This window comes from Flavobacterium sp. GQ95 (assembly GCF_059758655.1).
Map to the genome: position 1 here is coordinate 371,639 of NZ_JCAXEB010000002.1, position 26,396 is coordinate 398,034.

General features: G+C 34.9%; 23 protein-coding genes. 9 read left to right on the forward strand and 14 right to left on the reverse strand.

The window, feature by feature from the left end:
- The first annotated feature begins 325 nt into the window (after positions 1 to 325).
- Complete coding sequence (locus AC6CH4_RS06300; protein WP_498101198.1) at positions 326 to 1,000, forward strand: hypothetical protein; 675 nt, start codon at positions 326 to 328, stop codon at positions 998 to 1,000.
- Between the two features lie 69 nt (positions 1,001 to 1,069).
- On the opposite strand, the gene AC6CH4_RS06305 is transcribed toward AC6CH4_RS06300, so the two are convergent.
- From AC6CH4_RS06305 to AC6CH4_RS06335, 7 genes are all read right to left on the reverse strand, one after another.
- On the reverse strand, positions 1,070 to 1,453 hold the full coding sequence (locus tag AC6CH4_RS06305) for a DUF5367 family protein (RefSeq protein WP_498101200.1): 384 nt from the start codon (positions 1,451 to 1,453) through the stop codon (positions 1,070 to 1,072).
- A 6-nt stretch (positions 1,454 to 1,459) separates the two neighbouring features.
- Complete coding sequence (locus AC6CH4_RS06310) at positions 1,460 to 2,302, reverse strand: Rossmann-fold NAD(P)-binding domain-containing protein (RefSeq protein WP_498101202.1); 843 nt, start codon at positions 2,300 to 2,302, stop codon at positions 1,460 to 1,462.
- 73 nt (positions 2,303 to 2,375) lie between these two features.
- Positions 2,376 to 3,254, reverse strand: coding sequence for a helix-turn-helix domain-containing protein (locus tag AC6CH4_RS06315; protein WP_498101204.1), 879 nt, complete (start codon positions 3,252 to 3,254; stop codon positions 2,376 to 2,378).
- Positions 3,255 to 3,619: 365 nt separating this feature from the next.
- Complete coding sequence (locus tag AC6CH4_RS06320; RefSeq protein WP_498101206.1) at positions 3,620 to 4,636, reverse strand: FAD:protein FMN transferase; 1,017 nt, start codon at positions 4,634 to 4,636, stop codon at positions 3,620 to 3,622.
- 251 nt (positions 4,637 to 4,887) lie between these two features.
- On the reverse strand, positions 4,888 to 7,068 hold the full coding sequence (locus AC6CH4_RS06325; protein ID WP_498101208.1) for a PepSY domain-containing protein: 2,181 nt from the start codon (positions 7,066 to 7,068) through the stop codon (positions 4,888 to 4,890).
- 48 nt (positions 7,069 to 7,116) lie between these two features.
- A complete protein-coding gene (locus tag AC6CH4_RS06330; RefSeq protein ID WP_498101210.1) occupies positions 7,117 to 7,596 on the reverse strand; it encodes a DUF2271 domain-containing protein in 480 nt (159 codons plus the stop codon).
- Positions 7,597 to 7,693: 97 nt separating this feature from the next.
- Positions 7,694 to 9,178: an ankyrin repeat domain-containing protein gene (locus AC6CH4_RS06335; RefSeq protein WP_498101212.1), complete on the reverse strand. Its 1,485-nt coding sequence runs from the start codon at positions 9,176 to 9,178 to the stop codon at positions 7,694 to 7,696.
- Between the two features lie 361 nt (positions 9,179 to 9,539).
- On the opposite strand from AC6CH4_RS06335, the gene AC6CH4_RS06340 reads away from it, so the two are divergent.
- Complete coding sequence (locus tag AC6CH4_RS06340) at positions 9,540 to 10,328, forward strand: alpha/beta hydrolase (protein ID WP_498101214.1); 789 nt, start codon at positions 9,540 to 9,542, stop codon at positions 10,326 to 10,328.
- 219 nt (positions 10,329 to 10,547) lie between these two features.
- Positions 10,548 to 11,555: an alpha/beta fold hydrolase gene (locus tag AC6CH4_RS06345; RefSeq protein WP_498101216.1), complete on the forward strand. Its 1,008-nt coding sequence runs from the start codon at positions 10,548 to 10,550 to the stop codon at positions 11,553 to 11,555.
- 143 nt (positions 11,556 to 11,698) lie between these two features.
- On the opposite strand, the gene AC6CH4_RS06350 is transcribed toward AC6CH4_RS06345, so the two are convergent.
- Entirely contained in the window at positions 11,699 to 12,082 is a 384-nt protein-coding gene (locus AC6CH4_RS06350) for a response regulator (RefSeq protein ID WP_498101218.1), read from the reverse strand.
- A gap of 196 nt (positions 12,083 to 12,278) precedes the next feature.
- Here AC6CH4_RS06350 and AC6CH4_RS06355 point away from each other — a divergent pair, with 196 nt between their 5' ends.
- Complete coding sequence (locus AC6CH4_RS06355; protein ID WP_498101220.1) at positions 12,279 to 13,316, forward strand: bestrophin family protein; 1,038 nt, start codon at positions 12,279 to 12,281, stop codon at positions 13,314 to 13,316.
- 91 nt (positions 13,317 to 13,407) lie between these two features.
- Here AC6CH4_RS06355 and AC6CH4_RS06360 read toward each other — a convergent pair whose 3' ends face one another.
- Complete coding sequence (locus AC6CH4_RS06360) at positions 13,408 to 13,800, reverse strand: hypothetical protein (RefSeq protein WP_498101222.1); 393 nt, start codon at positions 13,798 to 13,800, stop codon at positions 13,408 to 13,410.
- Between the two features lie 192 nt (positions 13,801 to 13,992).
- On the opposite strand from AC6CH4_RS06360, the gene AC6CH4_RS06365 reads away from it, so the two are divergent.
- The 5 genes from AC6CH4_RS06365 to AC6CH4_RS06385 are packed head-to-tail and all read left to right on the forward strand — an operon-like array spanning position 13,993 to position 19,853.
- Positions 13,993 to 15,324: a TolC family protein gene (locus AC6CH4_RS06365; RefSeq protein ID WP_498101224.1), complete on the forward strand. Its 1,332-nt coding sequence runs from the start codon at positions 13,993 to 13,995 to the stop codon at positions 15,322 to 15,324.
- 11 nt (positions 15,325 to 15,335) lie between these two features.
- Entirely contained in the window at positions 15,336 to 16,400 is a 1,065-nt protein-coding gene (locus tag AC6CH4_RS06370) for an HlyD family secretion protein (protein ID WP_498101226.1), read from the forward strand.
- A gap of 3 nt (positions 16,401 to 16,403) precedes the next feature.
- Entirely contained in the window at positions 16,404 to 17,972 is a 1,569-nt protein-coding gene (locus AC6CH4_RS06375) for an efflux MFS transporter permease (RefSeq protein ID WP_498101228.1), read from the forward strand.
- A gap of 52 nt (positions 17,973 to 18,024) precedes the next feature.
- On the forward strand, positions 18,025 to 18,711 hold the full coding sequence (locus AC6CH4_RS06380; protein WP_498101230.1) for an ion channel: 687 nt from the start codon (positions 18,025 to 18,027) through the stop codon (positions 18,709 to 18,711).
- A gap of 44 nt (positions 18,712 to 18,755) precedes the next feature.
- Positions 18,756 to 19,853, forward strand: coding sequence for an AI-2E family transporter (locus AC6CH4_RS06385; protein WP_498101232.1), 1,098 nt, complete (start codon positions 18,756 to 18,758; stop codon positions 19,851 to 19,853).
- An 80-nt stretch (positions 19,854 to 19,933) separates the two neighbouring features.
- Here the strand turns inward: AC6CH4_RS06385 and AC6CH4_RS06390 are convergent, their stop codons facing one another.
- The 5 genes from AC6CH4_RS06390 to AC6CH4_RS06410 form a co-directional block, all read right to left on the reverse strand.
- The gene (locus tag AC6CH4_RS06390; RefSeq protein WP_498101234.1) at positions 19,934 to 21,403 is read right to left on the reverse strand and encodes a glycoside hydrolase family 130 protein; all 1,470 of its coding nucleotides are present in this window, start codon (positions 21,401 to 21,403) and stop codon (positions 19,934 to 19,936) included.
- A gap of 438 nt (positions 21,404 to 21,841) precedes the next feature.
- Positions 21,842 to 22,438, reverse strand: a complete 597-nt coding sequence (locus tag AC6CH4_RS06395) for a hypothetical protein (RefSeq protein WP_498101236.1) — start codon at positions 22,436 to 22,438, stop codon at positions 21,842 to 21,844.
- Positions 22,439 to 22,744: 306 nt separating this feature from the next.
- Positions 22,745 to 23,317 (reverse strand): YciE/YciF ferroxidase family protein, encoded by a 573-nt coding sequence (locus AC6CH4_RS06400; protein WP_498101238.1) that lies wholly within the window; start codon positions 23,315 to 23,317, stop codon positions 22,745 to 22,747.
- 18 nt (positions 23,318 to 23,335) lie between these two features.
- Positions 23,336 to 25,477, reverse strand: a complete 2,142-nt coding sequence (locus AC6CH4_RS06405; protein ID WP_498101240.1) for a catalase — start codon at positions 25,475 to 25,477, stop codon at positions 23,336 to 23,338.
- A 155-nt stretch (positions 25,478 to 25,632) separates the two neighbouring features.
- Complete coding sequence (locus tag AC6CH4_RS06410; protein WP_498101242.1) at positions 25,633 to 26,391, reverse strand: SDR family oxidoreductase; 759 nt, start codon at positions 26,389 to 26,391, stop codon at positions 25,633 to 25,635.
- Positions 26,392 to 26,396: the final 5 nt, after the last annotated feature.

The following is a 26,396-nucleotide window of genomic DNA, read 5'->3' on the forward strand; positions in this document are numbered from 1 at the left end:
AACTGCCAACAATCCATAATGGTACCCACGATACTTCCCGAATCTGCAGCTTGTTACTACAGAAAAATATGCCCCAAAGAGGACAGTTGTATTTGTAAGAAATAAGATTCTATAGTAAAAGTATTGACTTATAAACAATGAAGATAAAAGTCTTGGGCATTAAAGGTTTCAAATTATAATATGCAACCAAAATGATAGCGATAAATAGTAAAATAGGCCTTATTATTGTTGTGTTTACACTTAATTTTTAAAATAATTTTATAAAAAAGAGTAGTGGATTAGGTAGTAACTTTAATTGTAAAATGATATGATAATAAGTAGTCGAATGAAAATGGCGGCCGCAATAATAGCCCTCATTTATATCCTGGTTCAGACACTTCAATGGTGGGTTTTTGAAAAAGTACCCGAAATCGGAAACGTTATTATTGATTTCCAAAATGGAGGAAACAAACTCAATATTTACAGGTCGTGGCTTATGCTTTTGAGCATGTTTGGTTTGTTGTTTTTATTCTTTACGATTTGCTTTGAGGATTTCACTCAACAGAAAGGCTGGCGAATTCTCGCATTTTCAGGCTTTTTTATTTTTTGTTTTCTGGAACTGTTTATCCGTTCGATCGAATTGTTTTTTGTGCAGGGTTATTTAGTTGATACTTATGCAACTGCAAATAGTGCAGATCGGGAAGCTATCATTAAAACGGTCACGTCGATTCAACAGGTTTGGTGGGCTTTGTATTTTCCGTTAGGACTTTCTCAATTATTAGGAAGTGTTATTCTTGCTGGTTTGTATTTAAAATCAATTGGGATAGATCGTCTGATCAAAGTAGTTTTCATTATCAACAGTTGTCGATTGTTTCTGCGAATGCTCGATTCTTATCTCCATATTGACATTTTAGGTATAAGTGTTTTATTGAACAATGAATTATATCTGCCTTCGGTGATTATAATGTTTGGATTGAAAGCGGTTTGGCTGATTAAATCTCCACTTAAAGAACCTTCCTGATTTTATTATTGCTGCTTTGGATTTTTAAGTGAAAAACAAAATACGCCAGAAGGACTCTGGCGTATTTTTTTAATACATTTTGATGTTCTTTTTCCAATAAAAATAAACCGTAAAAACAGTGATCAAGACCAAAGTCCACAAAACCGGACTATTGAAAAAGCTTTGGTAACTTCTGCCGTTTGGGATTTCTACAAAAGGTATTGTGATCAAAACATCCAATAACAAAGCCGTTCCGGACATTAAAATTCCTGTTATAATTCCGTTTGTTTGATATCCTTTTTTATAATAAAACTGAGCTCCTAAAAAAGCATACAATGAAATGCAAATCATGACAATGAAAGCCTGTGCTAAAAAAGAATCTTTGATTAAAGGAATATGTTCTAAAATATAGAAAGATAAACTAACACAGATCCAAACGAATAATCCTGATACTATTCCTCTCAGATAAAGCATTTGGATTTAGTTTTGAGGTACAGTCTGATTCCACACTCCCGTTTTAGCCGTTTCTAAAGCATAAGCGGAGAAATCTTTGGCTTTTCTCCCTAACACTTTTTCTATATCTGAAGTAATGGATGAATTTCTGCCATCCAAAACTTGTTCAAATAAATAATTTACAAGCCAGATATGGTCTTCCGGAACCTGATATTCCCTCAACATCTGGATATATTCTTCTAAAGTCAAATCCTGAAAGGCGATTTCTCTATCTGTTGCTTTCGCAATTTCGGCAATAACTTCCTTGAAAGTTAATAATCTTGGTCCGGTCAGTTCATAGGTTTGTCCGTTGTGTTTGTCTTCCAAAAGAGAAGTAACGATGACATCGGCAATATCATCTGCATCTGTAAAAGGTTCTAATGCTTCGGCTCTTGGTAATGCAACGTAACCTGCTAGTATTGGTTCCAGAAAGAAGCTTTCGCTAAAGTTTTGGTTGAACCAGCTTGCTCGTACAATGGTCCATTTTTTGGCATTGGATTTCACTATTTCTTCACATATTTGAGCTTCTTTTTCGCCTCTTCCGGAAAGTAAGACCATTTTTTTAACGCCCATTTGCGTAGCTAAGCCACTAAAAAGCTGAATAGCAGTTGTTGCTGAAGGAATGGCTAAATCAGGCTGATAACTAATATAAACGGTATCTATATCCTGAAGCGCCGCTTGCCATGTTTCGGGTTTTTCCCAATCAAAAGGAATGGTTGCATTTCGTGAACCCGCGCGAACTTCAACGTTTGCATTACCTTCTAATCTTTCCAATACTCTGCGTCCCGTTTTCCCGTTGGCTCCCAGAACTAAAATTTTTGTAGTTTTCATATCAATATCTTTTTTAAGTGATTACTGATACAAAATTGGGCCGATTAAAACGAAATCATTTGTCGGAAAAGAATTAAGATTTGTTTGAAAAGAATTGTTGTTTGACATCATTCGGTCGTGTGCCGAATTTAGTATAAAAAGCATTCGAGAAAGAACTTAAACTTTCGTAACCGACTTCCCAAGCCGATTCCTGTACGGTTTTTTCACTGTCACGAAGCAATTCATACGCTTTATGGAGTCTCTCTTCCTGAATGTATTTGAAAACCGGGATTCCGAATAGCTCTTTAAAATTCTTTTTCAGTTTATTACTGTTGAGGCCAACCATCTTGGATAATTCGGTAATCGATGGCGGTTTAGAATAATGTGTGGTTACAATTTCCTTCGCATGAAAAAGTTTGTTTTTGTCATATTCTGATAAATCCGCTTTTTTATCTGTCGTTAGCAAAGCAAAAAAATGAGCCAAAAGCTCGTTGACCTGACTTTTTAAAAACAACAATCGGGTAGTGCCGGTGTACGACGTATTGAAGATTTTCTGAACGGCTACTTGCATATCGAGCGTCATATAAAATGCCGGGCCTTTGACGAAATGTTCTTTTGGATGCATCAAATCTGAAAGATGGTTTTCGAAGATCTCTTTTTCGGCCGGAGGCAATGCATTAAGATATTTAAGTTTGGCAAAAATACTGATCGACTGCAAAGGTTTGTCCGGTTCGATTTTGTGGGCAAATTCCACTTTCTGATTTCCAAAAAAGCAAATCGCCAAACCGGTAGTATTCGTCAAATATTTCGTTTGATTGTTATGTTTGATTTCCAATTCGACATTGCCTGAACCGTAAAAAGCAAAACCAATAGAGTCTCCGTCTATTTCGCATTTCTCTACTACTGTTTTTGTCGCGTAAGACTGTTCAATTAAAACAATAAAATCGTTTACTTCTAAAATATCTGTTGTCATACTAAATCGGGATGTTTTGATAAAAGTATGAAAAGTTGCTGTTTTTTGAAACTAATGTCTGACGTAAAAATTTTAAACACAAAGAAACATAGGTTTTAGGGCTTAAAAAAAGGGAATTTTAAAAAACTAGTTTTTTACACATAGCTATGTGTTTTAAGGAATTAAAATTTAGAATTAAAAATCTGCCGAATCTGCTAAATCTGCGAGAGAAAAAATTAAACACATAGAGAACATAGGTTTTATGTTTAAAAAAAGGAAATTGAAAGAAAACTAGTTTCTCACACATAGCTATGAGTTTTTAGACAAATGAAATGCCTTTTTTAAGCGGTTACAAAGTCTATGTCTCTATGTGTTTAAATTTACACCTAGTTTTTCAGATGAAATTTAGTCTTATTAAAATTCTTCGATTTAATAATTTTCCCTTTATCCGTAATCACAATCCAGCGGTATTCCGGATATTGATTAATGAGGCTGATTCCGGCTTCTTTTCCTAAAACCATGATGGAAGTACTAAAACCATTGGCTGTTTCGGCATTGGGTCCAAAAACAGAAACACTGCAAAGTCCGGTAGACGGATATCCGGTTGCTGGATTAATGATGTGAGAATATCTCTTTCCATCTAAAATCACATATTTTTCGTAACTCCCTGAAGTGGTCACCGCACCATCGTGCAACGGAACAACGGCAAAAAGTTTATCGGTCTGAAAAGGATTTGTCATTCCAATGTTCCAGTCTTTGCCATTCGGTTGTTTTCCCCAAACGGTCATATCTCCGGTTGCGTTTACGATTCCGGCTTTTATGCCTTTTGAAAGCATTAAATCTTTGCATTTGTTAGTAGCATATCCTTCGCCTAAAGCGCCAAATCCAATTTTCATTCCTTTTAATTTCAGGAAAATGGTCGATTGTGTACTGTCTAAAATGATGTTTTTGTAACCGACTTTCTCTACCGATTTTTTTATGGCTTCCGCCGAAGGCATTTCGGTCATCGAACCATCAAATTTCCAGATGCGATCCATGGCTGCAAAACTGATATCGAAAGCACCATTGGTAATTTCAGAAAAATGCAAGGCTCTTTTTGTCAGTTCAAAAACTTCTTTGTCGACTTTTACAGGACGAATTCCCGCATTCTGATTGACTTCTGAAACTTGTGAAGTTGGTTTCCAGTCGGAGATCAGGTTTTCAATTCTTGTGATTTCGGCAATAATTTCATCAATGGATTTTTCTGCTGTTACCGAATCTTGTGCTACAATTGAAATATCAAACCGGCCTCCCATAAGCATAGTGGTTCTTTTTCGCAGCGTTTGGGATTCAGCATTGAAACTACAAACTAGTACGAAAAGAAACAGGAATGAATTGAAAAGGAATTTGTATTTAATGGGCATAATTATTTATTATTGTTAATTTCCAACACATAGAAAACATAGGCTTTATGTGTTGAAAAAGAGTATTAAAAGAAACTAGTTTCTTACACATAGCTTTGTGTATCTAAAATAATTAGATTCTTTTAAGCGCATTTCTTTCACACAGCTATGTGTTTTTAGTTAAATGAAATGCCTTTTTTAAGCGGCTTGAAAAGCTATGTTTCTATGTGTTTAAATTTACGTAGCTTTCTTTTACGCAGTTATGTTTAAATTTAATAACAATCCGTCAATAATTGACCCTTGTTTTTATAATCGCTTAGTTGTTTGTTTTTCGCAACTAATAAAGCATCAAGAGTCGATTCAACATCTTTTTGCATCGCCAATGATCCGCAAATCATGATGACACCGTTATTAGCCAGTAAATCAATAAAAAATTCAGCATCACGTTGGATTAAATCCATTACATAAAAATGATTTTCTTCACGGGATAACGCCAAATGAAAGCTTTGTAAATGTTGTTTCTGCATCATTTCTGAAGCAAACTTTTTATAACCTGAAACCGTTTCCGTTTCCATTCTAAAGCCCGCGTACAAATGGGTTTCAGTCTTTTTCTTGTTTTGCTCGATCATTCCAAGGAATGGCGCAATTCCGGTTCCGTTTGAAATGAAAGCCACTTTAGAAACTTTCTTTGGTAAATGAAAAGCATGATTATTAATGATTCTTGCTTTGATGACATTGCCGGGTTTTAATTCATTCAAAAAGCCGGAACCCAATCCGTTTGGATGCAGTTTAACAACCAATTGAATGTTACCGGAATGATTTCCGATAGAATAGAGGCGCTCTCTTGCATCATTGGCCGGATAAATAGCCAGTAAGTCACCAGATGTATATTTGGCTCTCATATTGGCTCTAAGGGTAATGATAAAAGTATGTTCCGTTTCAGAAATAGCCGTTTTATCTAAAACCATTAATTTCTGCAAACCTTTTGGAGCGTGATTATAAAGAGAAGGGGTTGTGGACAATGGAATTCCGGTTTTAGCACTCCATAATTTAATCCATTCCACAAATTCCACAGCCGATTTATCATTGACAGTCTGCAATGCTAAAAGACGTTCTGTCCAGTTTTGCTTTTCTAAAAGTGCATCAATTTCACGGGCAAAACCACAAAAATCAGGATAAGCGGTGGAACCAAATCCAACCACAGAAAAATTGATTTTTTGTTGTTGTTTGTGTTTCTGTAAAAGGGATATGAATTTTCTTCCGTTGGAAGGCGCGTCGCCCAATCCGTGTGTAGAAGAGAAAACAATAATATGTTCTGCTTTTGGAAAAACCGTGTAACTGTTCAATTCTGTTAAAAAAGCCTTTTCACCAACAGCATTCAATTGTTTCTGAATCGCATTGGCGAATCGCAATGAACTTCCGTTTTCAGAACCTGCCAATAAGATGTATTTGCTTTCACTGGCTTTGAATTTATTTTTGATTCGGCTTGACCTTCTTTTTAAAGTCATGGCAAAACCGGAATAGATAAAAAAGAGAATGTTTAATGAAGCAAGAGCCAGCACTAAAGCCCAAATAGCGTTAATTCTTCCGGTATGGAGGTCCAAACTTAAATCAGCAAATTGAGCCGTCATTGGAGATCGTTTCTCGCTAATTACTTCACCCGTAACCTGATTTACTTCAATTTCCCTGTCTTTTAATTCAATGATATAATATTCTTCAGGATCATCTGTAAAAGGAAATTCAATTTTTTTTACATCGGCCAAAAGTGTGGTCTTGAAAATATTTACAGTTTTTTTTGCTGGTGCAACAGTTTCTGTTTTTTCTTTATGCTCTTTTTTATCCATGAAAAAGTTGAACCTTTCCAGAGATAAATAGGTTCCGGTAAGCGCCATAACGAGAATCGGAATTAAAGCCAATCGCCCTAAAACCACATGGTAATATTGAGCAAAATATTCTTTTATAACTTTTGAAAAGAAATTACGAATGCCTTTTTGTCTTTTCAAAACCAGAACAAATCCGGAAATAGCAATCAGAAATAGTAAAAAGGAAATAACACCCACAAAAAAGCGACCCGCTTCATGTAGAAATAAAGAACGATGAAAGCTGGTGATCCACTGAATAAATTCACTTTTTTTAAGTGGAGTTCCTAACTTTTTTCCTGTTTTGGTATCAATATAAGCGTTGATGTCGTTTCCGTCCTGATCGATGGCCTGTAGTGTTACAAACTGATTGTAATCAACAGTTAATTCGGTCATTTCAGAATAGTTCTTTTTTAAGACAGGCAACGCTTCTCCCAGCGTTATGGTATCAAAATTTTCGATTTTGTACGGAAGTGTTTTTTCCTGCACAGCATCAACAGCCAGAATAATACCCGTTACAGCTGCTAATATCAAAAATAAAGAAGAAACCAAAGCCAAAGCCAGGTGAGAGGAACGCCAAAAAGAAAGAGTCATGGAGTGTAAGCTAAAAGGTAATCAAATGCAAATGAGAAAGGTAAGGTATTAAATTTTGTTTAATCTTACGTATCTGATATAACCTTTACCATCTGTTTTATCAGCAAGACCAGCAGTAGTTAGTGGAATTTCAGCATCAGTTATATAGTATTTTTGATCTTCAACAGCCGATTCAAATCTTAATTTATAGCCTTTGTTCAATTTAGAATCTTCAATTTCAAAAGTGGTAATACTGCGATCGCCACCAGTAACTGATGCTCCGCTGATTGCACTAATATCCTCATGTTTCTGAGTCTGAAATTTATTCCATTCTTTCAATGATTTGTACCATTTTTTATCATCCCCCATAACATAAAGTGTTTTTTCATATTCTCCTTTTGGATTAATAAGAGAAACCACGATATAAGCGCCTTCTCCCATATAATTCGCCATTTGAAGCATGCATTTGTATTTGCTTTGTGCAACAGATTGAAAAGAAACTAGAGTGATTAATGAAGCAGTTAAGGCTATTTTGAATATTGATTTCATGTTTTAGAATTATAAATTATGAGTTATGAGTTTTAAATTATGAGTTTTGAGTTTCAACTACTAACTCAAAACTAATAATTCATAACTTTTTTAAAGTTTATTTTAAAAAGTCAATTGATACATTTTGTCTTGTTAAGGACTCGTTTTCTTTTGCAAGAGCGTAGGCACTTTCGTCAAATTCTGTATTGATGTCTTTTTTTGCACCAATTGATAATAAGTATTTCAGAATTGAATCATCTTTAGAAATCATGGCAGCTTTATGCAAAGCAGTCATTCCGTCTTTGTTTTTGGCATTCACGTCGATGTTTAAAGTGGCTAATTTTTTCAACAAAGTCAGATCATTTTTAACGACGGCTAAATGATATAATGTACTTCCATCTTTTTGAGCAGCAGCAAGGTTTAAACCTTTGTCTTGTACTAATTTTATTTTTGCTTCTAAAGGATCTGGTCCTTTTGATGCTTCCGGGCGATACGATTGAATTAGATATACGCCTAAATTATTACCGTCTTTATCCGTAACGTTTACATCGGCACCTTTGTTTAAAAGAAGCGCAACATTTTCAGGAGTTCCTGATTTTACTGAAATTGTCAGAGCCGATTCTCCTTTTGCGTTTTTTGCATTTACATTTTTTGTAACCGCTAATAATTGTTCTAAAACAGCAGTTTCTCTTGATGCGGCTGCTTTGATAAGAGGCGTATTTCCTTCTTTATCCACTTTGTTGGCATCAACACCTTTACCCAAAAAATATTTAACAATCTCTCCCTGATTTGGTTTAGCTGCCAATAAGTGCAGGATATTTTCTTCTGATTTGTTTACGGCTGTTGGTTTAAGTTTTAATTCTTCAACTAAATATTTATAAGCTTCTAAAGAAGTAGTTTCTCTTCGGCTTCCTTGTGCTGCAAAGAATAATGCATTGTCATTATACTTAATTCCTTTTGCTGCTATCTTTTTCAGTAAATCGATATTTCCAATTTTGGCAGCATAATTAAAGGCAGTATTACCATTGTTGTCAACATCTTTAAGAGACATTCCTTTTGTTGTGAAATATTCTGCAAGAGTCAGGTTTTTATCAAACGCGATACTAAGTAATAATAAGTTGGCACCGTCATTATATTTTTTCGTCGGATTTAATCCTGCTTTAAAAAAAGCTTCATATAAAGCGGGATTCGTTTGTCCGTTCATTGCAGCAAAGTCGGCTGGTGTTGCACCATGGCTGTCTTCAAGATTAATATCTGAACCTTTCTTGATAAGATGGTCTACCATTTCTACATTTCCTTTATAGGATGCCCAATGCAGGTAAATACGATTATCATGTGTTGATTTAGTAACAGGATTACCTGGTTGCTCTAATAAAAACTTAATAGTTTCATTAGGTGCATCATTATTAATGGCAAGAACAACAACATCAAATGCATTTGCATTTGCTTCTGCCGGATTATTTCCTTTTGCTATTTCGGCTTTTACAGTTTCTACATTTGGAGTAGTCTTCCAAAAAGTTGCTTCTAATAAGGTATTCTTTTGCTGAGCATTAGAAAATAAGGCAGCAACTAATGCAATCGAAATGAAAAGTTTCTTTTTCATATTTAGAATTTTACAATTTTAAAAATAGTTTGGTTATGTTTTTATTTCTTCAAAAAATGGCTTTTAAAGCGATCTATTTAGAATAAATAAAAATAAGGCAAATGTAAAAATAAATATTAGTAAGACAATTTTATTTGCAGAAGAAAATCAATCTTAATTTACTCTTAAGATAACGGAATTTCAAAAAAGTTTAATTTTTCAGTAATTCTTTTTAGTGTCATATCGTATTTGTTTTAGGACTGATAGCGATATATAGCTTTTTATTTTATTTAAAACAGCTGTAAAGCACTGATTGTTAGTTATTTGATATAAAGGCATTATTCTGGCTTAGCCGTTTGTATAACAATGTAATAACGACTTTATGCAAACCGAAAACCCAAAAACGATTCTTTTTATAACGGGAGCTTTTGTGAGTAATGAATCCTGGGATGATTGGCGGGATTTTTACGAAAATAAAGGATACAAAACACTTGCTCCGCCCTGGCCTTATAAAAATGATACAGCTGAAAAACTTCGCCAACAACATCCGGATTCTGCAATAGCGACGATTCGGCTGCAACAACTGATTGAGCATTTTGCAGAGATCGCCGGTTCATTTCCTGAAAAACCAATTATTATAGGCCATTCCATCGGTGGATTAATTGCACAGATTTTAAATCAAAAAGAATTAGCAGCAGCAGCAATTGCAATTCATTCTGTACCACCACAAGGCATTATATCGTTTAAATTTTCCTTTTTGAAAGCAGGCTGGGGACCACTCGGATTCTTCACTTCCACAAAAAAGACATTTTTAATGACTTTTTCACAATGGCAATATGCTTTTACGAACGATATGTCTTTCGATTTACAGAAAAGTGCCTACGAGCAATTGGCTATTCCGGAATCAAAACGGGTAGTTCGTGATACCATTACTTCCGTGACTAAAGTAGATTTTGCTAAATCACACCGCCCATTATTATTCATTGCAGGAGATAATGATCACACGATTCCACATCAATTAAATCAACAGAATTTTAAAAAATATACGGATAAAAACTCGGTGACGGATTATAAACTTTTTTCAGGCCGAAACCACTTTGTTTTGGGACAACCCGGCTGGGAAGAAATCGCAGTTTATATTTTGGAATGGCTTCAGAAGAGTAAAGAGTAAAGAGTAAAGAGTAAAGAGTAAAGAGTAAAGAGTAAAGAGTAAAGAGTAAAGAGTAAAGAGTAAAGAGTAAAGAGTAAAGAGTAAAGAGTAAAGAGTAAAGAGTAAAGAGTAAAGAGTTTGCGCTAAAATCTATTTTCTTTCTTCTTTGTTCTTTTTTCTAAAATAATTCACAACTCACAATTCACAATTATAATTAATAACCACTTTAAATCTAAAATTATGAAATCAATTCTCAACCAAAATGCAAGATCGAAAAGTACAAGAGCTTTTTTAGGTCTTTTAGTAATTAGTTTTTTTATGCTTGTGTCGTGTAACAAAAAAGCAGAGCCGATAGCAGTTGACGACGCAAAAGTTACAACTGATTCGGCAACAGTTAAACCTGCCGATCCTCCGGCTAATTTTAAACACGCCACCGCTTTTGTAAACGGGGTGAATATTCATTATGTCATTGGTGGAAAAGGAGATCCACTTGTTTTAGTTCACGGTTTTGGTCAAAACTGGTATATGTGGAATCGCTTACTTCCTGAACTTTCGAAGCATTTTACTGTTATCGCACCCGATTTAAGAGGTGTTGGCGAGTCTGACAAACCCGAATCAGGATATGATAAAAAAACGATGGCTACCGATATTCATGAATTAGTGAAAAAACTCGGTTATTCTAATATCAATTTGGCCGGTCATGATATCGGACTTATGGTTGCCTATGCTTATGCAGCACAATATGGCAGCGAAGTTAAAAAGTTGGCGCTGATGGATGCCCTGCTTCCCGGAATTGAACCAGTTTGGTCACAGGTTTCAGCTTCGGCATGGTGGTTTGGATTTTTTGCATGGCCAGCATCCGGAGATATTGTGAAGGGAAAAGAAAAAGATTTTTTGACTAATTTCTGGCCAATGGTTGGACACGTAAAAGATCCTTTTACTCCTGAAGAAACGGCAGAATTTGTTAGAGCGTATGCTGTTAAAGATGGAGCTAAATCAAGTTTTAAATGGTTTGGAAATTTTCCTCAGGACGGAAAAGACAATCTGATTTTCATGAAAACGAAACTTAAAATGCCTTTATTAGCGATGGGAGGAGAGTATTTTGCAGCAGCGTTCTTAAAAGAACACTCGAAACTGGTGGCAGAGAATGTAACCGAATCAAAAATAGCAGGTTCAGGACACTGGTTGGTTCAGGAAAACACAGCTCAGGTTCAGAAAGACTTATTGACCTTTTTTCTGGCGAAATAATTAATAAAATAACATCATTAAAATTTAAAAAGTAATTCCGGGAATGACACTGTTTTTATTGTTATTCCTGGTCAATACAGTGGCGTATGCTTAGTTTTCGATGCCTGATCATACGCCAATTTGGAGAATACAGGTTACACTTTCTAAGATTGAAGTATCTCACGAAGTTCTTCAACTAGTTCTTTATAACTATTTGGTTTGCAGATATAATTTCTGGCACCAATTTTTTGATACGTATCTTTTATAATCGCATCAGATTGCCCTGATAATACTACCACCGGAATATTTTGGAGCGTACTATCTTCGTTCAATTTTTCTAAAAAATCCTTACCGGTTAAACGGGGCATTTGCAAATCAAGGAAAATAATATCAGGTAAATTTTCTGCTTTTTTGAGATTTTCTAAGGCAAGCAAAGCATCGGTAGAAGATGTAATAGTAATATTTTCATTAAAGGAATTGATGGCCTCTGAAAATATTTCTATATCTTCAGGATCATCATCGATTACCAAAATATGTTGATGCTTCATTTTATAAAATTATACAAAATGCAGCGATCGGAGTTACACAATTTAAGGTCACATTTTATATAATATTAATATTTAGAAAGAAAACTTCTTTTCTCTTCAAAATTTATTTTCAGCATAAATGATTTTTGTATTTAGCTTATTTTTATCTTTATAATATATAAGGTTTTTGTTTTAATGAATATAAAATCAGATACTTATGTTTGTAAATAATAGTTTCAGTTTTAAAGCGCTGGTAAGATTTACCAGAGGTTATTTGTTATTGATTATTATTTGGTCGTTTTTGGTTTTATTTGCCTATAAATTTCTGCATTTAACATGGATCGCAATTCCGTGGGTTAGTGTCGGAATTATTGGTACAGCGGTATCTTTTTATATTGGTTTTAAAAATAACCAGTCTTATGACAGAATATGGGAGGCCAGAAAAATATGGGGTGCGATTCTAAACATCAGCCGAATGTGGGGAGCCACAACAAGAGGTTATATTAAAAATCATCTTTCTGTAGAAAAATTTTCGGAAACAGAAATTGATGTTATTACAAAAAAACTGATTTACAGAAATATAGCTTTTGTATATGCCTTAAGAGATCAGTTGTTAATACCAACATCCTGGGAACACGTCAGTTTGGGAACGAATGTTGCCAAGAGAAGCCGAAGGAAAATGGAAAAAATTAGTAATGAAATACTTCAAGGCAACTTTACAAAAGAAATTCTGGAAAAATATCTTGGGAGTGAAGAATATGAGAAATTAAGTAAATTCTCTAATATGGCCACACATATTATCGATTTGCAATCGCAAGATTTAATGCAACTCAGACAAGATACTATTATTACTGATTTTTATCATGCACAATTACAGACACTTCTAAATAATTTATACGACGAGCAGGGCAAGGCTGAAAGAATCAAAAAATTTCCTTTGCCGCGCTTGTACGCTTATGCCAGTATTTTATTTGTATCGATTTTTATTATTTTATTGCCTTTTGGTTTAATAGCCCAATTTGATAAAATGGGACCTTACGAAACGTGGTTGTTTATTCCGACAGTAACAATTATTTCCTGGATTTTTCTTATTATGGAGCTTGTGGGTGACTATTCTGAAAATCCGTTTGGAGGTTTAGGAAATGATATTCCGATGCTCTCTATTTGTCGGTCTATTGAAATTGATTTAAAGGAAATGATTGGAGATGAGGATATTCCGAAACCCATCATGGCTCAAAAGGGAATTTTGATGTAAAGGACTTGTTGAATATTGTTCTCTCTTTTTAAAATAAAAAAATCCCATTTCGTAATATAGATGGGATTTTATATAAGTTATTTAATTTTACTTACGCATTGGCTTCTTTTTTAGCCTTTTTCAACGCCTTTTTTTCTGCTTGTTTTTTCTCAAATTCCTGATGAGCAGCAATAATAGTTTTACCTGCTTCCATCACAAAAATTAAATAAACACCAACACCAATAAAAATATAAATAATATTAAAGATAACGCCAATGGTCGAAAATGTTATTTCGCTGTCATATGGACTGTTCATAGAAAGCGTTCCTACCGAATAGGCAAGTGCTTTCAAAAAAGACAAATGCTCGACAAGCCAGAAAAACATAGTACCTACTAAAACAAGTACAAAAAGTAAAAAACCCAGGGTTCGGAAAGTTTTGTCACTTCTCAATCTTTTAATGATGTCAACAATAAATTTTCCCGTAAGAGCAAGTTCTATTAGCATAATTTTAAGTTTTTAAGGAATTATTTAAAACAAATTTAACATTTTATTTGAGGCATAAAAATAAATCTCTACTTTTGATATAGAATATTTTTCGCATAATCCATTGATTTTAAGTTAATAAGCATTTTTCAATCTTACTGAATATCGCAGGTTTCCTATTATAAAAATTAAACACTAAATGGAAAAAAATTGATGAATTATTGGCTCTTAAAAGATTTAAAGTACTTCGTTTTCGTTTTGGTATGTTGTTTTTCCAGTGTTAGTTTTGCTCAGGATAGTCTTAGATCGGCAAAAAAAATAAAACTGGATGAAGCTATTTTGTTAGGCATTCAAAATAACAAACAACTTAAAATTGCCAATACAAATTTGGCGATTGCTAATGAAAACGTAAGTCAGGCCAAAATTGCCAAAATGCCACGCATTGGATTAAGTGCAGGTTACACATATATAGGGGACCCTAAATTATACGAAGGGTTTTATGAAAGCAATATTACTGTGGATTATTTTAATCACATGGGATTTGCCAACGTTGTATCATCAGTTCCAATTTACAGTGGAGGTTCGATTAATAATAGAATCGAACAGCAAAAATTGCTTAGTCAGATGCAGGAATCTGTTGTTAAAATGACGGAGGCCGAAGTTAAAAATGCTATTACAGAACAATATTTTACCCTTGAAAAACTATACCGTCAGATTGAGGTAACCAAACAAAATATTATCAATACTGATATTAGGATTAAGCAGTTAAACTCACGTGTTAACAATGGACAAAATCTTAAAAGCGATTTGTTGAGAACTGAATTGCAGCAGTCTAATTTTAAAATTTCAGTTTTTAGAAGCTCCAATACCATAGAATTGATAAGTAACTATCTTGATATCCTGATTGGTTACCCGACCAATACGATTTTAAAGCCTGAAGTAGCAGAAAGCATGCTTCCGACAGAAAATATAGATCTTCAGCAAAGTTTAACAGAAGCATTCCAAAACAGAGAAGAAATAAAACGTGCCGAAATAGGAATTAAAATATCTGAATCCTCTTTGAGTCTTACAAGAAGCGGATTCCGACCAAATATAAATGCAAATCTTATTTTAAACACTGAATATCCGGCGCAATGGCCAACTTATGTCAATATTCTAAATTATTGGGCTGCTGGTCTTTCGTTAAGCTGGGATGTGTCGAGTTTTTATACTTTAAAGCACAGAATATCAGGTGATAAATTAGAGATTGATAAGAGTAATATTGCTTTGGCAATAACAAAAGATCAAATTGGTACTGAAGTGAAAAATGCCTATGTGCGTTATGCGGAAAGTAAAGAGAATATCATAACCTTTAAAAAAGATGTGGAGCTTTCGATGAGCAATTATAAAATTGTAAAAAGCAGGTATGATAACGATTTTGCCTTAATCAGTGAAATCGTAGATGCTGAATTACAATTAAACAACTCCCGAATTTCACTGGTGAACGCCAACCTAGATTTAATTATTCAATATTATTCCCTGCAATATGCCATGGGTAAACTTTAAGATATCCTATTATGAGTGAAGAAAATGCATCAAATGAGGCAATTCAGAAAAAAGACAAAAAGCGAAATACGGTTTTAACGGTTTTATCTTTTGTTTTTTTGATCGTGGGTGCTTTATGGATTTTAAGCTTATTTTTTGATTTCAGTAATTATGAAACAACGAATAATGCTCAGGTTGAGGCCTATATAAACAGTGTTTCAGCGAGGGCTACAGGTCATATTAAGGAAATTAGGTTTGAAGCCAATCAATATGTGCATAAAGGGGATACTTTGGTCATTTTAGATGATTCAGAATATAGTATTAAGGTAAAGCAGGCTGAAGCTGATTTGGCTATAGCCGAAGGAAGCCTGCATTCTTTACAGCAAAATATAACAACTTCTGCCTCAAACCAGGCTTCCGGACAGGAAAAACTGGCCGGAGATTTGGCAAGCCTTGAAAAAGCACAAAAAGATTATCAGCGCTTCAAAAATATGTATGCCGATTCGGCCGTGACGCGTAACCAATACGATCAGGTGATTTCAAAATTGAAATCGGAAGAAGCGTATGTAAAAGCGAGTCAAAAAGGATTAGAAGCCAGCGGTTCTGTAACCAGACAAAGCAATATCAATCTTGAGGGTGCAAGAGCAACAGTTGCCAGAAAAAAAGCAGATCTCGATGCCGCCAAATTACAATTATCTTATACCAGTATTATAGCGCCATTAGATGGTTATGTTGGAGAACGCAATCTTTCCATCGGAGAATTAATCAACGCCAATCAGACGGTAGCGACAGTTGTCCTGAATCAAAAATTATGGATTTCGGCCAATTTTAAGGAAACACAAATTGAAAAAATAAAACAGGGACAACAAGTTACCATAACTATTGATGCGCTCAACGGAAAAGAATTTAAAGGGAAGGTAATTGGTTTCTCTCCGGCAACAGGTGCTAAGTTTTCTATGGTCGAGCCAGATAATTCAACAGGAAACTTCGTGAAAATAACACAGCGCATTCCCGTTAGAATTGAATTTGAAGCTGCAGCCAAAGATTTGGAAGAAGTAAAACCCGGAATGAATGTAACTGTTGAAGTAAAAAAATAAAAGATGATCGCAGGAAAAAAAGGAAGTCTTTTTACTCTTATAGGATTATACGTCCTTACGATTCCTTTTTTTAACGGGCTGAATGTTACTGCCTATGATAATTCGCAAATACTCGGGCATTTTGGGGCTTCAACTACGGTTTTTGCGTACTCTGTTTATATTCCTATTTTCTCAATGCTGGCTTTTATGCCTTTGGGATTAAAATTAGGTAAACAGATTCGGGTTCGTACTATGATTTTATCGGTTAGTTTTTTATCATTACTATTCAATACGGCTTCTTTATTTGCACCCACAATTGAGTGGTTTACTTTATATAGGGCTCTTTTGGCGATTGTTTCCGTTATCGGAATATTTGCTTCGATGGTGCCGATATTATTAAAATACAATCCTGTTTTTAATATGGCATTGTTGTATGGAATTCTTCAGTTTATTCAGAAAGGAAGCCAACATCTGTATCAGTATTTTGGAGCTCATTTTACCAGTTTGCATAACTGGACTTTTGGTATTTATTTTCTGAATATCAATTTCTTGGTTTGTATTCTATTGGCCTGGTATTTTTATAAAGCAGATGTTGCGCCTATGAAAACGCCATTTCAATTTGACTGGAGAGGTTGGATCATCATGATGCTGTTTTTCATGGTCATTCTCTTTTTATGTGCCGAAGGGCAAACCCGAAACTGGTTTGGTGATCCCAAAATAGGATTGGCAACTGCGCTTTTGTTTGTAATATTCGGAATTTACCTGCTTCATACCCGTTTCACAGAAAATCCAATAATCGATCCGGATGTTTATCGCTATAAAAATGTAGTGATTGGCGCTTTTTTGATGTTTTATATTGGCGTCATAAATGGAACAGGCAGTGTTGTAACGGGTTATATGACGAATATTTTGGGGTTTGATTCGGTTTTGGGCGCTCAGACACATCTGGCTTTGCTGCTTGGTTTGTGTATTTCGATTCCGTTGTCAACTTATCTTTTATACAAACGAATTTATTTGGCAACCATCTGGATTATAGGTTTCGCCTGTTATGGATTGTATCATGTTATGCTCTTTTTAAGGTTTTATCCCGGAATCGATGCATCGGATTTCTTTTTGCCTTTGATTTTTAAAGGACTTGGAATGGGTTTTCTTTTTCCGGTTTCTTTGCTTTATATTTCGGAAGGAGTTCCGCCGAAATTAAGTGCATCGCGTATGATGAGCGGGATTATTGCTCAGGCTGTTTTTGCATCACTTTTAGGAGGTGCTATTTTAGGAACCATTATTTCTAATATGAATGTACAACATAAAACAGGTCTTAGTCAGCAATTGACAGCGACTAATAGATTAGCAGAAAATCAATTGGCCAATTCTAAAAGAAATTTTTTATTCATGGGTTTGTCTGAGGCCGAAGCACAGAAAAAAGCAGAGAAAAGCCTTTCTAATCAAACAGCGCAAGCCTCAATATTGCTGGCCTATAAAGATATTTATCTGGTCATGTCGGCGATCTGTTTTTTGCCCATTTTTATTATTCTTCTCTTTAAACTTTGGCGCAGGCCGATAGGAAAAGTAGAAGCAGAGCCAATACCAATATAAGTATTGGATATAAATACTGTATAGCATCTTATTTAATTAACAATCGAGAATTATGAAACTAAAAAAAGATCGCTTTTTATATCGTTTATGGACTCAGGAAAGTGGACTTAGCGTTATGTTGTTATTGCTTTGTATCATGCAATTTGTAGTGATTCCGTTATTTGGCAGCTATTCTCGTTTTATGGTAGTTATCAATATTTTTTGGATGTTATTTATTTTGGCGGGAATTATTTCATTGGCAAAAGATAAGAAGCAAGCCCTTCTTATTTCTATTATTCCATTCCTGTTTTTAATGGTACAATGGATTGATTTTTTTCAGAAAAACATCATTATAATATTTTCAGACCTCTTTTTGTCAATTGCGCTAATGTTGCTTCTGATTGGGTTGGTTTTAGTAAAAGTCTTAGAGCCAGGACCAGTCACGGTACATCGCATAATAGGTTCTGTTGTTGTTTATATGTTATTGGTGAATCTTTGGTGCACACTTTATTTATTCATTTTTAAACATATAGAAGGGTCTTTTCAGATGGCAGTTTCTCCATTTGAAAGTAGTAGTGATCAGGCCAATTTTATGTATTTCAGTTATATCACCATTACCTCGACGGGTTATGGCGAAATAGTGCCAATTCATCCTCTGGCTCGTTCCCTGGTTCAGATCGAGGTTTTGACAGGTGTTTTATATCCGATAATCTTAATAGGAAGGCTGGTTTCTGATGCCAACTTTTCCTTAAAAAAATAATGAACAAATATGTGAAACCAATTATTATCTAAAAACAAAATAAAATGGAAAATTCGAATGTGAATAAACGAAAAGAACTCTTTGACACTATTTTACAGCTATTTTTTATCTTCCTGGTTGTTGGATTTTGCCTAACATTGCTAATGCCTTTTTTTATGCCAATTCTTTGGGCAGCAATATTATCTGTAGCATTTTATCCTTTATTTAATTTTCTGCAAAGAATATTAAAAGGACGAAAAACTTTGGCCGCTGTAATTATTACAATTACAATTATAGCGGTACTATTATTGCCTGTTGTTTATGCTTTGAAAGCCGCAACATCTAATTTTTTAGAATTAAAAAGCGAGTTTGAGGCCGGAACTCTTAAAGTTAGTCCACCAGGACCTTCTATTAAAGAATGGCCTGTAATAGGAAAACCTCTTTATGAGTTTTTGCATTCTGCGTCAACAGATTTGCAACAGAGTGTGATTAAATATCAGGATCAGATAAAGGAATTCTCTACCAAAATAATGGGTAGTATAGTGAGCTCCGGAATGGCATTTTTACAGTTTATCCTTTCGGTAATTATTGCCGGAATCTTATTGGTTTCTCCTGGAGCAAAAACTATGTTTTATAAATTTCTAAAAAAGATTGCCGGAAGTGAAGCTGATGAAATAATGACGATCTCCGTTTCTACTGTTTATCAGGTGGTAAAAGGAATTTTAGGAGTAGCACTTATACAGACTATTATCCAGGCTTTTGGATTGTTTTTAGCCGATATTCCATATGCAGGAATTTTAACATTAATCTGTCTTGTATTTTCTATTTTACAGATTGGTCCAATTATTATTAATATTGGGGTTATTATCTATCTTTTTTCCACAGGAGATTCGGGTTATGCAATTGGCTGGACGATATTTTTTATCATAAGCGGACTTTCTGATAATGTACTAAAACCACTTTTATTGGGTAAAGGAGCTTTGGTACCCATGCTCGTTATCTTTTTGGGAGTTATCGGCGGATTTATTATGTCGGGTTTCATAGGATTGTTTGTAGGTCCGATTGTATTTTCGATTGGATATAAATTGTTTATTGCCTGGTTGGATGATCATCCTCATGCTGAACCATATGTTGAAACTATAGATCCTGAAACTATTGAGTGATTTCGTTTTCTTATAAATCAAAAATGCCATTTCATTATAGAAATGGCATTTTTGATTTATAAACGAGAATAAGTTAAAATCTATTTACTGCTTTTTAAAGCCATTAACAAATCGACTAAATCAACTACTGCATAAGTAGAAGAATAATCAGATACAGCATATGGTAATATTAGGCTGTTGTTATGAACAATGGCGCCACAGGAATAGACTACATTCGGAACATACCCTTCACGTTCGTCTTCCAGAGGTGAAAGTAAAGGTTCTTTTAATCTTCCAATTTCTTTGGATGGATCATCTAGATCAAATAACGAAGCTCCAATGCAATAACGTCGCATGGTGCCTACACCGTGCGTTATAACAAGCCATCCTTCAGTTGTCCATAATGGTGATCCGCAGTTTCCAATTTGTGTAAATTCCCATGCAAAGCGTGGTTCCTGAAGTAGTATAGGAGTATTCCATTGCGTAACTCTGTCAGAATACATAATGTAGTTGTTTACACCATCAATTCGGGAAAGCATTGCATATTTACCTTTTATTTTTCTTGGAAATAATGCCAGATTTTTATTCTGAGCACCGGCACCATGTAAAGGCATTACACGAAAAGTATAAAAATCTTCGGTAGAAATAAGTTTAGGAAGTATAGTATGACCATTATAAGCCGTATAGGTGGCCAGTACACGATGAGAGTCATCATGATCATCATCAAAACGAACAAAACGCGCATCTTCTATACCACGACTTTCAGACTCCGATATCGGAAATATAACACGTTCTGTAATGTCAGAGTCATGTTTAAATGATAAATCATAAAAAGAATTCGCCAGCCAGATGATTTCTTCAAGCGCGGTTTTTCTTTCCTGACTAATCGATGGGTCGCTTAAGCTGGTTTTTACCATGCTCTTTAAGACAGCATACTCAAATTCATCTGGTAAGTCCTTCATAACTTGAGCGATGTATTTATCATCCGTATGCATCTCATACAATTTCATTAGAAATCGTTCTTTATTGTATAAAGTTTTATGCTCGATTTCTGCCTTGTCAATATGATGGCCAATCTTCATTACCTGAAGGTTATTGTTCCGATCCAGAATTCCTCTTCTAAAAACAATAGAAGAAATATGACCTTCTCCCGTCGCTCTAAAGGAAATAATGACGCGTTTTTCGCCCATTTCTAAACCTGTCTGATCAAAATCTTCTATTATTGAGGGATTAAAAATAGCAGCTGATTCAATAGCATATTCCATGGTACAATAAGAGCCAATCAGCATCTTTCGATCGAGGGAAATCGCTTCATAATCCACTTGCATTCCTTCAATTATAGGTCTGATCTTCTCGCAGTGTTTTAAAAATATGCTTGAAATATTTCGATGTCGTCTTGCAAATTCGCGAAGTGTCTGTTCTAATATTTGTAAAACTTGTTTTTCATCCAACATCATTATCCGCATCACCATTTGTTGGGTTCGTTCATCGCCATTCATGAAATATCGGGCAACAACTCTTTTGGAATCTGGGGTAAATACTATGTTTTTTCTGATGATGGGTACTCGCATATTTTTAGTTTTTGTTAGAATAATGTCAATACATTTTATTTATAAATGATAAAAGGCTTTCAGTTATTTTATTTTTTAATTCTTTTTAGATATAAATTAAAAGCCTATCTATTTTGAAATAAGATTAACTGTGTATTAATAGTTCAATACAAGTTAGTGATTTTGCTAACGAAAAAAAACTTAAATTTTTATTAAAACTCCACTACCATTCACTTTTCAATCTATTTCCTAAAAAAATAAACTTATGATGTCTGATTCTAATAAAGGGGTCTTTCAAATTTACAAAAAAGAATAAAATTATTTGTATAAATATTTGGTTTACAATAGCTACCAATTAAAGTTTGTTTTTATACAAACGACCAGCCTTAAAAATAAAAAAGGGAACAAAGATTTTTTCACCTTGTTCCCGTAAATAATTCTGACCGAATCATTATATTTTTATTCTTTATACAAAATAATAACCGCTTTGTAACCTTTACCAACATTCCACTGGCTTGATTCGATTACAACTCCTTTATCATCATAAACCTGAAATTCAGCTGTGTTTGGTGAAGCAGAACCTTCATTCAAAGCTTCAAAATCAATTTTGTTGATCCCTTTTACCAAATTTATTTTGAATCCTTTATATTCTCCATCCAGTAATACCTGTGGCTCAATCACTTTATCATTCAGATATACCTTGATCTTATCTCCGTCAACAAAAGCAGCATCTCTGTAACGAATTGTAGACGTAAAAGATTTCGTTACAAATCCTCCTAAATATTCATTTCGTCTATAAAAAATACCTTCTACATTGGCTTCTTTTTTATAAAGAACATTATTATTGAAAAGCTCTTCAGGATTAATTTTCAAAACAACCGGTTCTTTTGAAAGAGGTAGTGGCTCTTCAGTTGGAGGAGCTTCGGTTGGCGGAATAACTTCTTTATTATCTGAATTTTTAGGTTGGATTGATTGCTGTTTTCTTTTAAGCTCATCTTGTGCAAATCCATGCAGCGAAATACCAATCATTACAACTAAAAACAAAATCTTTTTCATACTTTTCTACTATTTTAAATACAAGTTAATATTAGATTTAACCTATTAACATAAACATTTAATTCTTTTATTTATTGCCTATATATCGAATTGATTATCAAAAACAGAGCCGTTTTATGCCTGTTGGATCTTATTGATCTTTTTAAAAGGTATTGACTTTGAATAAATTGGTTAATAGTCCAATTTATTTTGTTGACGAGTTGTTTTTTTAATGGTTTCTGGTTAAAGGCTGGAATAATAAAAAACATCTGCACTTTTGTACAGATGTTTTTTTAATGAAAGTAAATAACAACAGAATGTCCCTAATTACTCCGCTGCCACAATATTCACACTGTTTAATGCAACGTCATTAAGCACACAATCCGCCTCTTTTTCTTCAGCCAGCGTTTGGGTTAATAATTTGGCAGCATCATTTTCACCAAGTGTTTTGGCAAAAGCGCATAAAGTACCATAGGATGCAATTTCATAGTGTTCAATTTTTTGTGATGCGGCAATAATTCCGGCATCTCTCACAGCTCCTGGCACTGTTTCCTGAAGAATGCTGTCGCCTTCTTTTAGCAATCCGGCCATAGCCTCACATTTTTTTCCTTCTGCGCTTTCCCCAAGGAGTTCAAAAACTTTTTCTAGTCTTTTTACCTGGTTTTCGGTTACAGAAAGATGTTCTAAAATGGCACTCGTAAGTGCAGGAGATGTGGCATTTGAAGCCATTTTTGGCAAAGCGGTGACAAGTGCATTTTCTGCCCAATAAATATCTTTAAGACTGTCTATAAAGAAGTCTTTTAACTCTGAAGCGGCATCAGCAGAAGGGGATACGATATTATGTTTACCATTTTTATTGACGGCAGTTTTATCCGGTGTAGGTTTATCTGAATTTTTCATATGATTTATATTTAAATGTTAGTTGTATAAATTTTCTTCACGTTCCCAAATACGATGGTTGGCCATAGCGTTTATAAAATCGAGTGCAAATGTTTCGGTTGCAGCATCACTGTACAAAATAATTCCAGCGTCATCATTATTAAGTTTTGAAGCAAACGGTGTTTCACTTAGTACTCCAATTGCCTGACCATCGGCACCAATAACTTTGCAGTGCTTGTACGCGTCGTTTAAAAACTCAAGAACGTCATCATTTTGTGCCAAATCATTCAGACCTTCACTATGTGGAATATAAACGGCATCAAAAAGTACGGATGACGTGGTTATTAAACTAAAATCAACCGGAATTGCACCGCCTTCGTCTGTAACAACAGATCCAAGATTTTTTGCGATCACAAATCCTTTGGCATCTTCTTTTAATAGAATATTTTTCATATTCATTACGGAAGCGGCAGAAACACCATCGGCACATAGTATAGCTACTTTTCTGGAAGCTATTGTTGGCGTATTCGTAGGATTTTTGATCATCGAAAGTGCATCAGAAGATTTTACAGATGAATCTATCGAACGTGGTTCCTGATTTCCTAATTCATTTTCCGGAGAAACTCCTTTGTTTATTGGAGTTTCAAGAATAGGAGGTACTGAAGCACCCAGTCCTTCCGCCACTCTTTCGGCTAATTGCATGTCTACCTGAGATAAAAGCCCAAGCATTCTGATTCTAATCGCTGTTGTTTCGACTTTTCCAAGTTCAAAACGCAAGGCTCTTACAATATGACTTTTTTCAGTAGGAGTCTGACTGTTGAAGAATAATTTTGCCTGACCAAAATGATCTGCAAAACTTTCGCTTCTTTCTCGCACTTTATGAGCGTCTACACGTTCATTAAAACTTGAAAATCCGCCTTCTTCAATTTTTGCCTGAAACGGACATCCTCCGCCAAGCGAATTTGGATGATAACTTACACGGCCTTTATTGATTTCCTGACGCATATGTCCGTCACGTTGGTTGTTGTGAACCGGAGCAACACTTCTGTTAATAGGAATTTCATGAAAGTTTGGACTTCCCAATCTTGATAATTGAGTGTCGGTATAAGAAAATAATCTTCCTTGAAGCAATGGATCATTGGTAAAATCAATTCCCGGTACAACGTGCCCTGGATGAAAAGCAACCTGTTCTGTTTCGGCAAAGAAGTTGTCCGGATTTTTGTTCAATACCATTCTACCGATTATTTTCACCGGAACCAATTCTTCGGGAACAATTTTGGTAGGGTCTAATAAATCAAATTCATATTTATGTTCGTCTTCCTGTGGAATGATCTGAACTCCCAATTCCCATTCAGGAAAATTCCCGTTTTCAATAGCTTCCCACAAATCCTGTCTGTGGAAATCAGGGTTTTTACCTGAAATTTTTAGGGCTTCGTCCCAAACTACGGCGTGAGTTCCTAATTTAGGTTTCCAGTGAAATTTCACAAAAGTAGATTCGTTTGCTTCATTAATTAATCTGAAAGTATGTACGCCAAAACCTTCCATCATTCTATAGCTTCTTGGAATAGCACGGTCAGACATCGCCCACATAATCATGTGCATGGATTCAGGCATCAACGAAATAAAATCCCAAAAGGTATCATGAGCAGAGGCAGCCTGAGGAATTTCGTTGTGAGGCTCGGGTTTTACGGCGTGAATCAGATCCGGAAATTTGGATGCATCCTGAATAAAAAATACAGGAACGTTATTTCCAACCAAATCATAAATGCCTTCCTGAGTATAAAATTTAACGGCAAACCCTCTTACGTCTCTGGCAAGATCGGTTGAACCTCTAAAACCTGCAACAGTTGAAAATCGAACAAAAACAGGCGTTTTTAATCCGGCTTCTTTCAAAAATCCTGCTTTAGTTAATTCAGGAATCGGGTTGGTTACTTCAAAAAAACCATGAGCCCCGGATCCACGTGCGTGTACAATTCTTTCCGGAATTCTTTCATGGTCAAAATGGGTGATTTTTTCTCTTAATATAAAGTCTTCTAGTAGTGAAGGGCCTCTATCGCCGGATTTCAGCGAATTATTATCATCATTGATTCGAACACCCTGGTCAGTAGTCAGGAATTTGTTGGTTCCATCAGATTTATTTTGCAATAAATCACGCTGCTTTTCGTCTTGGAAATTTTTCATATACGATAAATTTTGATTTAATTTTTTGGAGTTTTTAAATAGGTTAACATCGGAATATCAGTGATTTATATGGTTTGATATTTAATGATTCCAAATTTACTTTATGTATTTGCGAACAACTTATAAGATTATTTTATTAGGTTGTACAATTACCATTATATGCTTTGAAGATGTGGCCTTATTTGCATGGTGACAATATCACATCTCTTGGGTTGTGATAAACAGAATAAAATGCTCATGGCAATATCATCTGCTTCAAGCATTTCCAGTTTATCTATTTTCTTTTGATGCTCTTCTCTTGTGCCGGGCTGCATATCGCTGGTTACGGCACCAGGTTCAATTAGCGACACTTTGATTCCAAGCGGATTAACCTCTTTTCGCAAGGATGTACTAAATCCTCGTATCGCAGATTTTGTGGCTACATAGATGGTGCTTTTCGGCGAACGACTTTCTGCGCTCATAGATCCAATATTGATAATATGCCCTGATTTTTGATCTGACATTCTGGAAACCGCTTCTTTGCAAAAACCGAGATATCCCATAATATTAGTGTCTATAATGTATTTCCAGTCTTCAAAAGTTCCGTCTGTAATGCCGTCAGCCCCTAAAGCTGCATTGTTAATCAAAATGTCAATTCCGCCTAGTTCTTCATCCACTATTTTTAAGATAGTATCTATATCTTCTTTTTTCGTTACATCAGCAGGAGTACCATAAAGTTCGCAATCAGGGAACTGTTGTTTGATATCGTCAAATGACTTCCTGAAAGCTTCGTGATCCCTTCCAAAAATAAGCACACGGCCTCCAAGGGAAACCAATAAATCGGCTGTTGCTTTTCCTATTCCGGTGGTTCCACCTGTTATTACAATTCGTTTATCTTTAATGTTTTGTCCAAAATATTCATTTAGTTGTCTCATAATGA

Bases quoted from the DNA above. Each gene is read 5' to 3' on its own strand.
- AC6CH4_RS06320 (WP_498101206.1), bottom strand. From the start codon at position 4,636: ATGCCCATTAAATACAAATTCCTTTTCAATTCATTCCTGTTTCTTTTC.
- AC6CH4_RS06380 (WP_498101230.1), top strand. From the start codon at position 18,025: ATGAAACTAAAAAAAGATCGCTTTTTATATCGTTTATGGACTCAGGAA.
- AC6CH4_RS06345 (WP_498101216.1), top strand. From the start codon at position 10,548: ATGAAATCAATTCTCAACCAAAATGCAAGATCGAAAAGTACAAGAGCT.
- AC6CH4_RS06375 (WP_498101228.1), top strand. From the start codon at position 16,404: ATGATCGCAGGAAAAAAAGGAAGTCTTTTTACTCTTATAGGATTATAC.
- AC6CH4_RS06355 (WP_498101220.1), top strand. From the start codon at position 12,279: ATGTTTGTAAATAATAGTTTCAGTTTTAAAGCGCTGGTAAGATTTACC.
- AC6CH4_RS06315 (WP_498101204.1), bottom strand. From the start codon at position 3,254: ATGACAACAGATATTTTAGAAGTAAACGATTTTATTGTTTTAATTGAA.
- AC6CH4_RS06360 (WP_498101222.1), bottom strand. From the start codon at position 13,800: ATGCTAATAGAACTTGCTCTTACGGGAAAATTTATTGTTGACATCATT.
- AC6CH4_RS06395 (WP_498101236.1), bottom strand. From the start codon at position 22,438: ATGAAAAAGATTTTGTTTTTAGTTGTAATGATTGGTATTTCGCTGCAT.
- AC6CH4_RS06405 (WP_498101240.1), bottom strand. From the start codon at position 25,477: ATGAAAAATTTCCAAGACGAAAAGCAGCGTGATTTATTGCAAAATAAA.
- AC6CH4_RS06390 (WP_498101234.1), bottom strand. From the start codon at position 21,403: ATGCGAGTACCCATCATCAGAAAAAACATAGTATTTACCCCAGATTCC.
- AC6CH4_RS06330 (WP_498101210.1), bottom strand. From the start codon at position 7,596: ATGAAATCAATATTCAAAATAGCCTTAACTGCTTCATTAATCACTCTA.
- AC6CH4_RS06370 (WP_498101226.1), top strand. From the start codon at position 15,336: ATGAGTGAAGAAAATGCATCAAATGAGGCAATTCAGAAAAAAGACAAA.
- AC6CH4_RS06410 (WP_498101242.1), bottom strand. From the start codon at position 26,391: ATGAGACAACTAAATGAATATTTTGGACAAAACATTAAAGATAAACGA.
- AC6CH4_RS06365 (WP_498101224.1), top strand. From the start codon at position 13,993: ATGAATTATTGGCTCTTAAAAGATTTAAAGTACTTCGTTTTCGTTTTG.
- AC6CH4_RS06335 (WP_498101212.1), bottom strand. From the start codon at position 9,178: ATGAAAAAGAAACTTTTCATTTCGATTGCATTAGTTGCTGCCTTATTT.
- AC6CH4_RS06310 (WP_498101202.1), bottom strand. From the start codon at position 2,302: ATGAAAACTACAAAAATTTTAGTTCTGGGAGCCAACGGGAAAACGGGA.
- AC6CH4_RS06400 (WP_498101238.1), bottom strand. From the start codon at position 23,317: ATGAAAAATTCAGATAAACCTACACCGGATAAAACTGCCGTCAATAAA.
- AC6CH4_RS06300 (WP_498101198.1), top strand. From the start codon at position 326: ATGAAAATGGCGGCCGCAATAATAGCCCTCATTTATATCCTGGTTCAG.
- AC6CH4_RS06305 (WP_498101200.1), bottom strand. From the start codon at position 1,453: ATGCTTTATCTGAGAGGAATAGTATCAGGATTATTCGTTTGGATCTGT.
- AC6CH4_RS06350 (WP_498101218.1), bottom strand. From the start codon at position 12,082: ATGAAGCATCAACATATTTTGGTAATCGATGATGATCCTGAAGATATA.
- AC6CH4_RS06325 (WP_498101208.1), bottom strand. From the start codon at position 7,068: ATGACTCTTTCTTTTTGGCGTTCCTCTCACCTGGCTTTGGCTTTGGTT.
- AC6CH4_RS06385 (WP_498101232.1), top strand. From the start codon at position 18,756: ATGGAAAATTCGAATGTGAATAAACGAAAAGAACTCTTTGACACTATT.
- AC6CH4_RS06340 (WP_498101214.1), top strand. From the start codon at position 9,540: ATGCAAACCGAAAACCCAAAAACGATTCTTTTTATAACGGGAGCTTTT.